Here is a 16104-nt window from a genome sequence, read left to right on the forward strand (position 1 = left end):
GATTAACCGCGGCCTTTGATGACGCGTACACGCTGGATATCAGGTGTACCGTCCTTATGCTTGCTGATGGTATCTACCCTGATGCGTTCCAGTTCCGGTTCGAATTCTTTCAGCGCTCTGGCCATCCGATCATCGGCAGCCGCACCATTCTGCATAGCCCTGTAGATCAACGCGGCCATTTCATACCTGGTCATCATGCGGTCTCCGCCGAACTGTCCGTCCGGGTAGCCCACGATGACGCCGTTTCCTGCCAGAGTCGCCACATAGTCATAGGCCCAATGATTTTCAGGCACATCGGGGAAGAGCTGCATCTTGTCCATATCCATGGAATCCAGTGGTCTTCCGTCCGCAACCTTCAGCAGCGCCCCCTTCACATTTTCCAGTTCAGCGCGGAGATCCTTGATTTCCTTAGCCATCGCCACTTTGGATGTGGACACATGGTTGCCCTGTCCCAGCTTCATGGAAAGACCTGCATTCACCATATTTTCTCCGCCGCCGATGGAACCGCCTACACTGATCATCGTATCTTCATTCGGCCGATAGAAGGCACCGAGTGCCAGAGAATGGGCATCTTTATAGTTGCCGTAGCCCAAAGTGAAGTCCCACTTGTCATCGGGATCGAAGTCCAGCGGATGGAGTGCTGCCAATGCCGCCGCTCCTGCGCCGACTCTGTTGATACGGTTATCAACTTTGTTGATGGCTCCGCCGATCTGTTTCAGCTGTCCTACATTCACAGCATCCGTATCTGCCTTGCCTGCTGCCACATTGGTAATCCGTTTTCCGCCTGCGTCAACGCCGGTCTGCGTGATGCTCGGGCCATTCTTAATCGTCAGGCCGCTGCTACTCATCACCGTATTTCCTGTAGTCACGGTCTTGAAGGTCGGTGTATCGACTACAGATACTTTGTAGTCCGTACCGCCGTTTGCATTTGTTCCCGTTGTCACGGAAATATTGCTGCCCGCCGTTACGGAAGAATGCCTGCCTGCCTGGCCGGATACAACCTTCAGCTGGTCTTCCGTCGCTGCCTGTCCGCTGGTGATATTATTCGGATCCCAAGTCTTATTGGTCAGTCCGTTCACTGTGCCGGCCGTACCGTTGACAGTCACCTGTCCGGCCTTGATCGTACCTTCGGTACCTTTAATGCTGATCTGCTTGGAAGGATCGGTTCCCAGCGTAATATCATCATTCAGATTGACACGGTACGTTTTGGATCCGTCGGCATTGTCTCCAGAAGTCACCGTCGTATTTTTTCCGTCCGCTACTTTCGTAGTGGCACTGGCTGCCGCTTTTTTCAGCTGGCTGACATTGACAGCATCGGTATCCGCCTCGCCTGCTGCCACGTTGGTGATCTTCTTGCCGCCTGCGTCGATTCCCGACTTGGTAACACTGGGGCCGTCCTTGATCTTCAGCCCATCCTTGTCGACTGTCACTGCTGTATTCCCGGAACCATCCTGAATGGTAAGCCCGTTGGTATCCATTTTCGTACGGCCCGTAGTAACGCTATTCAATGAAATATCATCTTTAAGCGCCACTTTGACTCTGCCGCCTTCGACTCTGGTGGAAATATTCTTACCGTCGCCTACAACGTCCACCGTTTCGCCAAGCTTCTTCTTTACTTCATTTCCGTCTTCCGCTTTTATGCCGAAGCCCTTGTTGACGATCTCCGAACCCTGATTTTTCAGCTGGCCGAAGTTGACTGCGTCACTGTTTACTGTGCCGTCAGCCACGTTGGTAATCTTCTGGCCGTTCGCATTGAGACCATCTTTGTTGACATAGGTCTTTCCGTTAATGGTCAGGCTGCCGTCCGGTCCCAGGTTGATATTTTTCGCCAGACGGACTTTCAGGTTGTTGCGGCCGTCAGATACCACGCCGATATTGTCATCTGTCGTCAGTTTGCCTTCATCCGAAATGCCGCCGACTACATTCACCTGTCCGTTCAGTTTCTTCTTGATGACCGCCCCTGTATCACCGCCGTACTTCATGCCGTCATCCAAGGTGGCAATATCATGCTGTTTGCCGTTCTTTTCTTCGATGATGAGACGGGTGATATTGGTACCGTCAACGCCCGGCTTTCCGTCGCCGCCTTTAATAGTCGCTCCGTCTCTGCCGTCTTTGCCGTTAATTCCGACACTGTCCGCTTTCAGGTTCTTATCCAGACCAACAATCATTTCACCGTTACTGTTTACCATGGTCTTGATATTGGAGGCATCATACTCCGTATCAGCCTTCACACCAGTTCCTTTGATGGTCATGGTCTCATTCAGTTTTTTAGCTACAATGCCGGTATTTCCTGCGAACTTGAGCCCGTCATCCAGTGTGGCTACATCATGCTTCTTGCCGTTCTTTTCTTCAATGATGAGACGGGTGATATTCGTGCCGTCAACGCCCGGCTTTCCATCGCCGCCCTTAATGGTGAGTCCGTTAGCGCCGTCCTTACCGTTCAGACCAATGGAGCCGTCTTTGCCATTGATCACTACCGCAGAGCCGTCTTTCCCGTTGACTCCGATGGAGCCGTCTTTGCCGTCAGCACCTTTCTTACCGAGCACCAAGTCATCATTTACATTGACTTTGTACGGATTGGCAACGGTGCCTTCGCCTTCGACGGTGGTATTCTTACCGTCTTTCAGGATTGTCTTTCCCGCCGCGACAGCATCTTTCAGCTGGCCGAAGTTGACTGCGTCACTGTTCACTGTGCCGTTAGCCACGTTGGTAATCTTCTGGCCGTTCGCGTTGAGACCGTCTTTGTTGACATAGGTCTTTCCGTTGATGGTCAGGCTGCCGTCCGGTCCCAGGTTGATATTTTTCGCCAGACGGACTTTCAGGTTGTTGCTGCCGTCAGATACCACGCCGATATTGTCATCTGTCGTCAGCTTGCTTTCGTCTCTAATGCCGCCGACTACATTCACCTGTTCGTTCAGTTTCTTCTTGATGACCGCCCCTGTATCACCGCCGTACTTCATGCCGTCGTCTAAGGTGGCAATATCATGCTGCTTGCCGTTCTTTTCTTCGATGATGAGACGGGTGATATTGGTGCCGTCAACGCCCGGCTTTCCATCGCCGCCCTTAATGGTGAGTCCGTTAGCGCCGTCCTTACCGTTCAGACCAATGGAGCCGTCTTTGCCGTTGATCACTACAGCAGAGCCGTCTTTGCCGTTGATTCCGATGGAGCCGTCTTTGCCGTCAGCGCCTTTCCTGCCGAGTACCAGATCGTCATTTACATTGACTTTATACGGATTGGCAACGGTGCCTTCGCCTTCGACGGTGGTATTCTTACCGTCTTTCAGGATCGTCTTTCCTGCCGCGACAGCATCTTTCAGCTGGCCGAAGTTGACTGCGTCACTGTTCACTGTGCCGTCAGCTACATTGGTAATCTTCTGGCCGTTCGCGTTGAGACCGTCTTTATTGACATAGGTCTTTCCGTTAATGGTCAGGCTGCCGTCCGGTCCCAGGTTGACATCTTTCTTCAGCTTCACGTTGAGCTTCGTTCCATCAGATACAACGCCGATATTGTCATCTGTCAGGTCTGCCGAGGCGCCGCCCTTGATTTCCAGTTTTTCTCCCAGCTTTTTGTTAATATCCGCGCCGGAGTCTCCGCCGAAGTTCAAGCCTTTGCCAATGGTGTTATTGATGTTTGTAATATTTGTCTTATTGGTCTTCACGCCGTCGCTGACTGTTTTCAGCTGGTCTTCTGTTGCCGCCTGTCCATGTACGACTGTCGGGTTGTCAATATCCCATGTGCGGTTGGTCAGTTCATTCACTGTGCCGGCGCCTGTCACTTTGACTGTGCCTGCCTGGATGTCCCCTGTCGTTCCGTCGATGGTGACCTTGCTGCCCGCCGTAATCTTTCCGCTGGTTCCGTCTACGACGATTTTCTTGTCAGCCGTGCCGAGGGTTACTTTATCACCCAGTCCGACGGTGTATTCTTTTCCGCCTGTCTCTGTACTGAGCCCTTCCGTAACGGTTACATTGGCATCTTTCGCTTTGACGGTCGTCGCTTTTGCCGTACCGCCGATGGCCGCGTTCAGCTGATCCACATTGACGGCATCTGTCCCGGCCGTACCTTTCTCTACGTTGGTGATCTTCTGGTTGTTCGCGTTGAGACCGTTTTTGTTGATATAGGTCTTTCCGTTGATGGTCAGGCTGCCGTCAGCACCCAGATTGACATCTTTCTTCAGCTTCACATTGAGCTTTGCTCCGTCAGATACGACGCCGATATTTCCATCTGTCAGGTCTGCCGAGGCACCGCCCTTGATTTCCAGCTTTTCTCCCAGCTTTTTGTTAATATCTGCGCCCGAGTCTCCGCCGAAGTTCAGGCCTTTGGCAATGGTGTTATTGATGTTTGTAATATTTGTTGTATTCGTATTCTGCTGCGCTTTGGATGCGATATCTGTCAAGGTAACCTGTTTCCTGTCGTCTTTTTCGTTCGCTACGGTCAGCACCATATTTCCGCTGCTGTCCGCTTTGTACTTGCCCTGGCTTCCCGCTTCCGGATTTGCTACCAGATGGTAATCTTCCTTTGCCACCTCGGTGAATATTTTGCTCAGGTCCACATTGACTTTGCCCGTATCATTCCGTTCCAGTGTCAGGGTTTTGCCGTCATTGGAAACACTGCCTGTTGTGACATAATTGTTTTTGAGTCCCGTTATATTGGCAGTCAGGTTGTTCGTACCGGTCAACGCAGCCGTGCCGTCGCCGTTTGTCTGGTAATTTGCGGTACCGCCTGTCACATACTTGTCTTTTGCTTCGACAATACGGTTGATATCGCCGATATTAGCCGCGTTCGTTATCGTATCTCCGCCGCTGGCTACGTTCGTGATCTGCTTGTTCCCTGCGTTGATGCCGGTGTTGTTGATCTTTACGTTACCTATGGTCAGGCTGCCGTTCGAACCGAGATCCACATCTTTTTTCAAGTTGTATTTTACAGCCGTTACCTTTCCGGACGCATCTTTTGTCACGGAAGCCGTTGTATTTGTTCCATCGGCAAAGTTGACTTTACTGCCGTTCTTTACCTCATTCACATCGCTGTAGTTCTCCTGTACCGTCCAGGAAACACTGCCTGCCGCATTGGCTGCCGCCGCTTTCAGCTGGGCCACATTGACGGCATCGGAATCATCCGTGCCGGCCGCCACATTGATGATCTGGCGTTTTACCGTATCCGAGCCGACACTGACGGCACCTGTCGTTCCTTTTGTCGCATTAATGGCATTTACCTGCGCTGCGCCGGCACCAGCAGGAATATACGGATTGGTCGTTCTTACATCCCCTGTCGCAGACCCGCCGGCATGGCGGTTGGAAATACTGTTCGCGCCGAGCGCCACGCCGCCGTCCACTTCGGAATTGGCATTAGATCCCAGAACGGTAGAATACTCCCTGGAAGCCTTCGCCGCCGAACCCATGACGGAGGAATACTGGCTTGTCCCCGTCGCTGTCGCCCCGACACCGATAGCGATGACATGAGCCTGATTGCCATCATCCGCCTTCGCATCCTTGCCGATTACAATAGAGGATATGCCTTTGGCGGAGGCATTCAGGCCGATAGCTACGCCGCCGGCATTCGTGGAAGAGTCCACACTTGCTTTCTTGCCCAAAGCGATGCTGCCTTCATTACCGCCGGCGCTGCTTTCTGTACCGATAGCCAGTCCGCTGTCATCACCGGAGCTCAATACTTTAGCCTTGTAACCGATGGCAGTCCCTTTCTGGGCACCGTCTACGGAACTTTCCGTACCGATAGCTATACCGCTCTCTGTGGATGAGGCCGTCACCTGTGCCTGCCGCCCGAAAGCAATACCGCTGCCTTCCACACGGCTTCCTGTACCGATAGCCGCCGCATCGGCAGCCGCACCGATACCGATAGACGCGCTGTTGCCGATAGCGATACCGTATCCGTTGACGGTATTTGCGGAAGCATTTTTACCGATGACAACATGGCCGGCGCCGTCTTTGACGGACGCGCTGCTGCCGAAAGCAATATTACCGTCACCGGCGGCGCTTTCAACCTTTGCCTTATGGCCGATGGCCGTATTGCCTTTTCTACCGGCTGCCTCGGCACCAGCACCTACGGCTATAGAGCTTTCCCCTTTTGCCTTTGCCGATCCACCTACTGCCGTACCATAGCTGCCTGCCGCCTGTGCATAGTAACCAAGAGCAACGGAACTGGTACCGCTGGCAGTCGTCACATACCCCAAAGAGGTCGCGCTGTCGCCGGACGCTGTTCCTCCCACGGCAACTGTTGATTTATTCATTGCCTGCGCATTATTACCGATACTTACCGCATTTGTTCCTTTCGCATTCGCGTTCGTACCGATGGATAATGCGGAACCGTCAGTCAGCCCCGGGGCAGTCGGATTTCCCTCTGCCGCCGCATTATAGCCTACGGCAATATCATAATTTTTCTTAGCCTTTGCTTTATTTCCCAAAGCAGTCCCCGAGGTTCCGTCGGCCAAAGATTCATTACCGACGGCCACAGCACCTTCTTCCTTAGCCAAAGCGGTCCTGCCCATGGCAATGGAATTCTTTCCTTTGCTCCGTGCCAAAGGCCCGATCGCCGTGCTGGCATCGCCTTCCGCCAAAGCATTGAGCCCCATGGCCATGGAAGCGTCACCGGCGGCCTGGCTCATCGCGCCGATTGCTACAGATGCGGTACCGATGGAAGCAGTCTTGACATAGCAAGGTTTATCTCCCAAGGCGGCCGAACCAAGCGTCGCATCATTGGGCGCCTTATTATTCAGATTTTCATTATCCTCCAGCCCCGGCAGAAGGGATTGCAGTCTTGTACGATCCAGCTCGATATCATCGGTGCCGATCGCCACGGAAGAGTTGCCGATCGCCCTTGTGTCCGCGCCGACAGCCACCGCCTGCGATCCGTAAGCCTTTGCCACGCTGCCGATAGCCACGCTCTGTCCGTCAGGTTTTTCCACCGTGCCTGTAGTATGATCCACATTTTTGACCCTTATATTCGTCTCCGCGCCGGAACCGATTGCCACATCACCCCGAGTTCCGTAAGTATTGCTGTTGCTGCCGATCGCCACCTGTCCGGAACCGGGCAGCTGATGATACTTGGACTTGACCGTAGCCGCCCTGTAGCCCACAGCGATATCTTCATCAGACTGTACGCTGGATTCCATACCGACAGCAACCGCGTTATTGACGGACCGTGTCGATGTCAGCTTGGTAATCCGTTTCACATCACCGGTCAGGCTGACAGAATCTTCATTCCGTTTTTTCTCCAAATCGCCGGCTTTGGCGGAAGTACCAAGAGCGATGGAATTATTGCCGCTTGCCATGGCATTATCGCCGATGGCCATGACGCCTTTTTTATCCAGCTGCTCATCAGTCCCGGTCACAAGCGGATTTGTGCTTGTCGCATTTTCCAAGGTCAACGCGCTGGCTTCACGGCCGATAGACAGCGAACCGGCGCCTTCCGCATGGGCATTGTTGCCGATGGCCGTAGTCCTCACATCATTAGCCGTTGCCGCATTGCCGATAGCAACAGAAGACGGTCCGTTGCCGATGCTGTCATTCCCTACTGAAACGGAAGAACCGCCGCTGGCTTTAGCCGAATTGCCCACTGCTACCCCATTTTTGGACAGAATGGTCGGTATACGGGGATCCTTATCGTCTGCCGTTCCCGATTCCGCATTGTTGCCGATAGCTACACCGTCCTGCGCGTATCCTTTGGCACCTGCGCCTGCCGCGATACTGTTCGCGCCTTTCGCGTTCGCCTGTCTGCCGATAGCAAGGCTCTGTAACCCCTTAGCTGTGGCTTTATACCCCATAGCCAAAGCATATTCTTCCTCTGCGTCCGCCTCTGTGCCCTGGGCGATTGAATGTTTCTTCATCGCTTTTGCACTATACCCGTAAGCAATGCTGGAATCGCCGGAAGCTGTCGCGCCGGTTCCTGCATGGATCAGTCCCGGCGCCGCATCCGCATCAGCAGGAAGCATACAGCCCGCAATCACCATGGCGCACAAAAGCGCGCGAAGCGGACGGATTCCCGTCACAGAGGCTTTATTATCTCTGCCGACCCTCTTCGTGATTTCCGAAACGACTATGTAGCAATTCTTCACCCTGCTCCATATGACCTTGTGTACTTGATTCATAACTTTAATCCCATCCTTTCTCTATTGCAAAAATGTTTTCTCCGATGTATAAAACGCCAACCGTTTTTATTCCTGTTTTCTTTACGATACTTTCTGCCGGAGAAACTGCCTGCGCATGTTTTCCCTGAAACCGCAGCATTGGGCTGTCTCTTTATCCTCTGCCCTGTTTTGTGCATCAGGAAATCATGCTCCCGCAGCAAACACGAAAATCATTTTACCCCATGCCTTAAATTTTTTCAACCGTAAATTTTACAAATATAAAATATCCAGTATTTATACGGTTTTCTTATTGTTTATAAATTGACCCTAAGACGGTTTATCTTTATTTTCTCCAAGATCCAGCCATCTGCGGATTCCTTCATCTTACAGACACCGCTTTATGCCTGCCTCTGAAAAACAACCTCGTCAAATCCTGCATTCCTGTAAAAATACGGGAAACTCCACTCGGGCAGGATATTTCCCTAAAAGTCCGTAACCTTCTTCATGACCGCCTCCATTTTCCATCATGCCTCTTCACGCCGGTACCGCTCCGGTTCGAAATTTCTCTCCCCGAATCTCTCTTCACGCCGGCTTTTCAGGCATACAAAAAACGCCCTCGAAAACAGCCGCCTAAGCAGCCGCACAGAGCGCTCTTAAATTCCTGTGTATGTTCCGGACACAGATGTCACATCTACTTCGTGACTTGCCCCGGATATCCCAATAAAACATATCCATTATTAAAACTCCCCCATCATCCCTGCCCCAGTCACTTCAGGGATATCTGCCGTTTTCTGCCATTACTCCGATTACAAAAAGCGGTTCTGCCGGCAAAAACAATCTCACCATCATACTCCCGTGGATGATAAGTATTCTTTCCATGCCGCAGCAGGATTGTATATCAGACTCAACTCTCCCCCCATCCGGATTAAAAACGAATAGTATGATTCCGATACATAATCGTTTCGATTATACGACACCCCACCACAAAATGCACATATCAATTCCGCATAGCTGTATTACTTTTTATAATCAATAGGTACATATTTTCTAATCTTTTCATAATGCATCATGTTTCGGCAAACCATGCTGCGTACCGCATTCACGTTTTATACACCCCTATAAATATTTTCTTATTTTTTAACTTTATTTCCTCATTAATCCTTGAACTAAAGTTTATAACATTACATCCCATATTCAGCATTAAGTAAAATACATAGATAATACATCATGCCAAATTGCGCAAATCATGAATTCCACTTCATGAATAATGGTTGCATGCCCCTGCGTGATAAATCTGTCACTTTGATGAGATTTTACGGTTTTCCCCACCATGGTGACAGATCCTTCACATTCGCTTCGGATGACGCTTTACTGTCCGTCATCACTCAGAACGGGGGCAGAAAAAGAATCTTCATTCTATTCTTTTGCGTCGTTCCCCCAAGCCAGTATCCTCCGTCCGACTTCGCCGGCCACCTCCTTATAAATAAGGAGGCTTGCCCAATCCCTATTTTTCCCGTCAGAATCCCTTTCCTCAACACAGCAGCAAATCCTTCGCTGGCGCTTTGAATGACGCCTTACCGTATCCCGTCATTCAGAGCGGAAGTAAGAATGCTGTATGAGAATGAGGAAAAATCACAACATAACACAGAGCGAAGAATCTATTACTCTGATGACACCTTACGGTTTCCCCTCATCACGGCAGCAGATCCTTCACATTCGTTCAGGATGACGTTTAACGTTTCCCTCACTACAACAGCAAATCCTTTGCTGTTGTTTCGTATGACACCTAATGGAAATCATATGCTTCGGCTTTTAACTCACAGCTAACGGCTAACAGCTCACAGCTTGCAGCTGACAGCTCACAGCTGATAGCTTTTATTTTCTTACCGCTTTCCACTCATCACGGTAACAGATCCTTCATATTCGTTCAGGATGACGTTTTACCGTCCGTTATCACTCAGAACGGGGGGCAGAAAAAGAATCTTCATTCTATTCTGGGTTATAGGACATTTTGTGTTGGTGGTTAATCCCAAAAACAAGCAGGAAATGAATCGGATTTATGTAATTCTGACCACACAATAGCATCTCCCCATGTGGGAATTGAATCCTCTAATTTGGCTCGTTCATTCATCGCTTTATACAGTTTAGAAATGCTTCTGTCAGTGGGCATTACCTTTAGGATTTCAGATGCAGAAAGCGGTTTCGGTGTGTGGAAGTAACACCACCAGAAAACCGCTTTTATGCGTCTTTCAATGGACATCCCACGATGGTTTCTAAGCATCGTTCTTAATTGTGCATTTATTCCGCCTTCTATACGGTTATTTGTCGATGGTAGTTCTTCTCCATAAGACAACGATTCATCCAAATAGGTAAATAATGTGTTTTGCCGTACTAATCTGACCAGTGACCGCTCGGCCTTTAGTAAACGTTCATGCATAGGGCGAAGTTTGCCTTTTTCATCTTGTGTCATTTCACTAAGAAAGGTCTTATGCTTTATTCTCCAGTTTATCAATCGGGTTACCCAATGACCTGCTTGCTCCATGTCTTTTATCATCAGCAAATCCTTTGCTATCATGTACATCTCAATGCCGGCAATGGTTTTAGGACTACCGGTTGTGTATCTCTTTACCTGGATGAATGCATGGAAAGTACAACGCTGCAACTTAGCCTTGGGCCAGACTCTTTTTAGTGCTTTCCGGAAGCCGTGGCCTCCATCAGAAACGACCATAGCGGGAGCCGCAATTCTCTGCATCAATGCTTCCCAGGCTCTGGAATTCTCATAGCGGCACAAATACCATCCAAGCACATATCTTTCATTACAACAAATAAGGATACATGCTTTTCTTCCTAAATAAATCCCATCCACATATATGACATTCATCGGACTCTCAATTTTAGGCTGCATAGGCCATATTTCCCAAAATTTAGAGGTTTTCCTTCGAAAACCACGACCGTTGCCAGGCATGGATTTTTGCACATCCTTACCAAACAACCACTGAATAAAGTGCTTAAAATCATGAACCGTCTTATTAATCGGATTCACAAAGACAGAATGACATTCTTTGCAGTACCACCGTTGCCTTCCTGTACGAGTTTTACCATATTTTGAGCAAAAGAAACCGCAATATAAACACCTAACTTGTTTCATAAGGTTCTCCTTTTAAAATAAACATATTTTAAAAAGATATAACCCTAATTAAAGCAGTCATAGCAATCATTTTCGGATTTTTTACCAACTCATTTTGTCCACCCTTTATCTTCTTAGGAAAAGGATAAAATACCGATGAAGCCAGACAATGTCTAACTTCATCGGTATTAAAATCAACACAAAATGTCCTATAACCCTCTATTCTTTTGCGTCGTTCCCCCAAGCCAGTATCCTCCGTCCGGCTCCGCCGGCCACCTCCTTATAAATAAGGAGGCTTGCCCAATCCCTATTTTTCCCGTTAGAATCCCTTTCCTTAACACAGCAGCAAATCCTCTTTGCTGTTGTTTCGTATGACACCTAACGGAAATCATATGCTTCGGCTTTTAACTCACAGCTAACAGCTTATAGCTGACAGCTCACAGCTAACAGCTGATAGCTTTTATCTTCTTACCGTCTTCCCCCAACATAAAAACCGACCCATTATTTGTATGGATCGGTTCTTGTGTTGGGATCAAAGGGTTCCTGTCGTTTTGAGCCGTGTCAGCGCACGCTGGAGAGCGAGTTTAGCACGGTCGACATCAATCTCTTTGCTCTTGGACGCGAGCCTGTCTTCCGCACGTTTCTTCGCGGCTTGGGCACGGGCAATATCGATGGTGTCCGCCAGCTCCGCCAGGGGGGCTACGATATTTACCTGATTGTCCTTTATTTCCAGGAAACCGCCAAATACAGCCACCTTTTGTTCCTTTCCGCCTTTAACAATGCGCACAGGGCACATTTCAAGAGCGGCTGCCAGAGGCAGATGGTTTTTCATGACGGCAAATTCGCCGTCTGCTGCACGGGCCACCACCATTTCCACGCCGGTTTCTCGATAAATCGGTCCGTCGGGGCTGATGACTTCCACGTGCATGGGATTCGTAAGGGTATCAGCCATGGCTTATTCCCCTTTCTTCATCTTTTCAGCCTTTTCGATCGCTTCATCAATTGTGCCGACCATGTAGAACGCGCCTTCAGGCATATCATCGTGCTGGCCTGCAAGGATTTCCTTGAAGCCGCGGATGGTTTCCTTCAGGGATACGTATCTGCCGGGGGAGCCTGTAAACTGTTCGGCTACGAAGAAGGGCTGAGACAGGAATCTCTGTACCTTTCTTGCGCGGGCTACGATGACTTTGTCATCATCGGAAAGTTCTTCCATGCCCAGGATGGCGATGATATCCTGCAGTTCTTTGTAGCGCTGCAGAATAGCCTGTACGCCGCGGGCCACTTCGTAATGCTCTTCACCCAAAACATTCGGGTCAAGGATACGGCTGGTGGAGTCCAGCGGATCTACTGCCGGATAGATGCCCAGTTCCGCGATGGAACGGCTCAGTACGGTGGTAGCGTCCAAGTGTGTAAATACGCCTGCCGGAGCCGGATCCGTCAAGTCATCGGCCGGTACGTATACGGCCTGGATGGATGTGATGGAACCGTCTTTGGTGGAAGTGATGCGTTCCTGCAGTTCGCCGATATCGGTGGCCAGGGTCGGCTGGTAGCCTACGGCGGACGGCATACGCCCGAGCAGCGCGGATACTTCGGAACCGGCCTGTACAAAACGGAAAATATTGTCTACGAAGAGCAGGACGTCCTGTCCCTGTTTGTCGCGGAAATATTCAGCCATGGTCAAACCGGTGAGAGCCACACGCATACGCGCTCCCGGAGGTTCGTTCATCTGGCCGTATACCAGCGCAACTTTGGAAAGAACGCCGGAGTCTTTCATTTCTCCCCAGAGATCGTTCCCTTCACGGGTACGTTCGCCGACGCCGCAGAATACGGAGCAGCCGGAGTGTTCTGTCGCCACGTTATGGATCAATTCCTGGATAAGAACGGTCTTACCTACACCCGCACCGCCGAAGAGCCCGATCTTACCGCCTTTTGCATACGGAGCGATGAGGTCGACGACTTTGATGCCGGTTTCAAAAATTTCGGTTGCCGGAGACTGGTCTTTAAAGGCCGGTGCCGGACGATGAATAGGCCAGTAGTCGGATGCCGGTACTTTTGTATCGTCATTGTCGACGGTCTGTCCGAGTACGTTGAAAATACGTCCCAGGCATCCGTCGCCGACCGGTGCCGCAATAGCACGGCCGGTATCTACTGCTTTCATTCCGCGTACCATGCCATCGGTGGAACTCATCGCAACGGTGCGGACTACGCCGTCACCTAAGTGCTGCATGGTTTCACAGATAACATCTACCGGAACAGTGCCTTCTTCATCTTTGACATGAATTGCGTTATAGATGGCAGGAAGTTCCTGATCGTCGGAAAAAGCGATGTCGACGACAGCGCCCATGACCTGTACGACCTTGCCTACCTGTCCCTGCTGTTCATTTGCCATGAAGAAGCATTCCTCCTTAATCAAATTAAGCCGGTTTATTCAAGAGCTGCCGCACCGCCGACAATTTCGGAAATTTCATTGGTGACCTGTGCCTGACGCGCTTTGTTGTACGTAAGGTTGAGGTCGGCAATTCTTTCCGTCGCGTTGTCAGTGGCAGCGGACATGGCCGCCATACGGCTGCCCAGCTCGGACGCCGCGGATTGCAGCATCGCATTATAAACCTGTACTTGTATATATTCAGGAAGCAGTTTGGAAAGTACTGCCGCCGCATCGGGAAGGAAAATATAGGGATCTTCCTCGATACGGAGGAAATCCTGTCTTTCTTTTTCCCATTCGCTGGCAGCCGCTTTTGCTGCTTCTTCCGTTTTTCCCTCAGCCGGCGCTTCAATGGGGAGCAGCCGGTCTACCCGGACCTGCTGGCGGAGGGCGGTGATGAATTTGGTATAAATAATATAAACTTCATCGACTTCTTCTTTTGTGAAGTATTCCACCATCTCTTTGGAGAGATCGATAGAATCCTGAGCCGACGGCTTATCAGAAAAGCCGAAATGATAGGTATCGGGATCATACCCGCGGAATTTCAGATAATTCTTCGCCTGTTTCCCGCAGACATATAAAGCGTATGCAGAACGATCCTTTCCGGAGATTTCCTGCAGGGTACGCTTCATCACGTTGGAGTTATAAGCGCCGGCAAGGCCTTTGTCGCCGCAAATGACGAGATATCCGACCTTCTTTACTTCGCCTGTCCTGAAGAGCGGGCTTGTAAATCCGGGTGTCACCGAAGAAGCACGGCGCAGGAGCTCTCCGATCTTTTCCGCATAAGGACGGGAGCCGTTTGCCTTTTCCTCCGCTTTGCGCAGACGGGCGGCGGCTACCATCTTCATGGCTTTCGTGATCTGCTGGATGTTGGTGACGGATTTTATGCGCCCTTTTATATCACGCGTACTTTCCAATCAGATCACCCCTCTACCGTTTCAGACTTTTCTTCTGTTTCGCTTTGTGCCTTGTAACGTTTCTTGAATTCATCAAGAGCTTCTCTGAGTTTCGCTTCATTTTCATCTGTCAGCTTCTTTTTATCCACGATATCAGCGCCGATTTCCGGATGGCTGCTGTGGAGGAAATTCAGAACCTGCTGTTCAAACCCGACAACCTGGTCTACGTCCACGTCATCAAGATACCCCTTGACGGCCGTGTAGATCGCCATAACCTGGTCTTCGACCGGATAAGGGGAATACTGCGGCTGCTTCAGAATTTCCGTCGTCCTCTGACCGCGGTCGATCTGCGCTTTGGTGGCAGCATCAAGATCGGAACCGAACTGGGCAAATGCTGCCAATTCACGGAACTGTGCCAGATCCAGACGCAGCGTGCCTGCGACCTGTTTCATGGCCTTAATCTGTGCAGAACCGCCTACACGGGATACGGACAGGCCGACATTGATGGCCGGACGGATCCCGGAATAAAAGAGTGCCGTTTCCAGATAAATCTGTCCGTCCGTGATGGAAATGACGTTTGTCGGAATGTACGCACCGACATCACCTGCCAGTGTTTCAATGATCGGCAGCGCGGTGATGGAGCCGCCGCCCAGTGCATCGGACAGACGTGCCGCACGTTCCAGCAGACGGGAATGCAGATAGAATACGTCACCGGGGTAAGCTTCGCGTCCCGGCGGACGGCGCAGCAGAAGCGACATGGCGCGGTAAGCGACAGCATGTTTGGAGAGGTCGTCATAGATAATGAGGACATCTTTGCCCTGGTGCATGAAATGTTCCGCAATGGATACACCGGAGTATGGTGCAAGGTACTGCATCGGAGACCCTTCGGAAGCACCGGCATGTACGATGATGGAGTAATCCATAGCGCCGGCAGCTCTCAGCCGTTCGTATACACGGACGACGTTGGAGTTCTTCTGCCCGATGGAAACATAAATACAAATGACATCCTGCCCCTTCTGGTTCAGAATGGTATCAATAGCGATGGCAGTCTTGCCTGTACCGCGGTCGCCGATGATCAGCTCACGCTGTCCGCGGCCGATCGGGACCATGGAGTCGATACATTTCAGACCGGTCTGCAGCGGGACGTTTACCGGCTGTCTGTCGGCAATGCCCGGAGCTTTGATTTCAATGTCGCGATAAGCGTCAGTCTTGATTTCGCCTCTGCCGTCAATCGGCTGTCCCAGTGCATTGACCACGCGGCCGATGACCGCATTGCCTACGGGAACCTGCATCAGACGGCCCGTTCTCTTTACTACGTCGCCTTCCTTGATGGTTTCCGCATTTCCCAGAAGAACGGCACCTACATTGCTTTCTTCCAGGTTCATGGCCATGCCGTAAACGCCGTTCGGCAGTTCCAGCAGTTCACCGGCCATGCAGTTTTCAAGGCCATATACATGGGCGATACCGTCGCCGACTTCAAGAACCGTACCTACTTCATCGACATTGAGGTCTACTTTGTAATTTTCAATCTGTTTTTTAATGACAGATGTGATTTCATCTGAACTGATTTTCATATCC

Annotated in this window: 7 protein-coding genes; all 7 read right to left on the reverse strand. The window is 50.7% G+C overall.

The features are described from left to right. Window positions 1-2: 2 nt before the first annotated feature. The 7 genes from GCWU000321_RS05890 to atpA all read right to left on the reverse strand — a co-directional run bounded on the left by GCWU000321_RS05890 (window position 3) and on the right by atpA (window position 16100). Entirely contained in the window at window positions 3-8099 is an 8097-nt protein-coding gene (locus tag GCWU000321_RS05890; protein ID WP_007070217.1) for an S-layer homology domain-containing protein, read from the reverse strand. A gap of 4 nt (window positions 8100-8103) precedes the next feature. Further along, on the reverse strand, window positions 8104-8238 hold the full coding sequence (locus GCWU000321_RS09850; RefSeq protein WP_007070218.1) for a hypothetical protein: 135 nt from the start codon (window positions 8236-8238) through the stop codon (window positions 8104-8106). Between the two features lie 1863 nt (window positions 8239-10101). After that, window positions 10102-11226, reverse strand: coding sequence for an IS256-like element ISDin1 family transposase (locus tag GCWU000321_RS05895; RefSeq protein WP_040381389.1), 1125 nt, complete (start codon window positions 11224-11226; stop codon window positions 10102-10104). Between the two features lie 511 nt (window positions 11227-11737). After that, the gene (locus GCWU000321_RS05905; RefSeq protein ID WP_007070225.1) at window positions 11738-12157 is read right to left on the reverse strand and encodes a F0F1 ATP synthase subunit epsilon; all 420 of its coding nucleotides are present in this window, start codon (window positions 12155-12157) and stop codon (window positions 11738-11740) included. 3 nt (window positions 12158-12160) lie between these two features. Further along, window positions 12161-13594: a F0F1 ATP synthase subunit beta gene (atpD, locus tag GCWU000321_RS05910; protein ID WP_007070226.1), complete on the reverse strand. Its 1434-nt coding sequence runs from the start codon at window positions 13592-13594 to the stop codon at window positions 12161-12163. A gap of 35 nt (window positions 13595-13629) precedes the next feature. Then, a complete protein-coding gene (atpG, locus tag GCWU000321_RS05915; protein ID WP_007070227.1) occupies window positions 13630-14547 on the reverse strand; it encodes an ATP synthase F1 subunit gamma in 918 nt (305 codons plus the stop codon). A 5-nt stretch (window positions 14548-14552) separates the two neighbouring features. Beyond that, entirely contained in the window at window positions 14553-16100 is a 1548-nt protein-coding gene (atpA, locus tag GCWU000321_RS05920; protein WP_007070228.1) for a F0F1 ATP synthase subunit alpha, read from the reverse strand. Between the last annotated feature and the right edge of the window lie 4 nt (window positions 16101-16104).

This window comes from Dialister invisus DSM 15470 (genome assembly GCF_000160055.1).
In the GTDB taxonomy this organism is placed as follows: domain Bacteria; phylum Bacillota; class Negativicutes; order Veillonellales; family Dialisteraceae; genus Dialister; species Dialister invisus.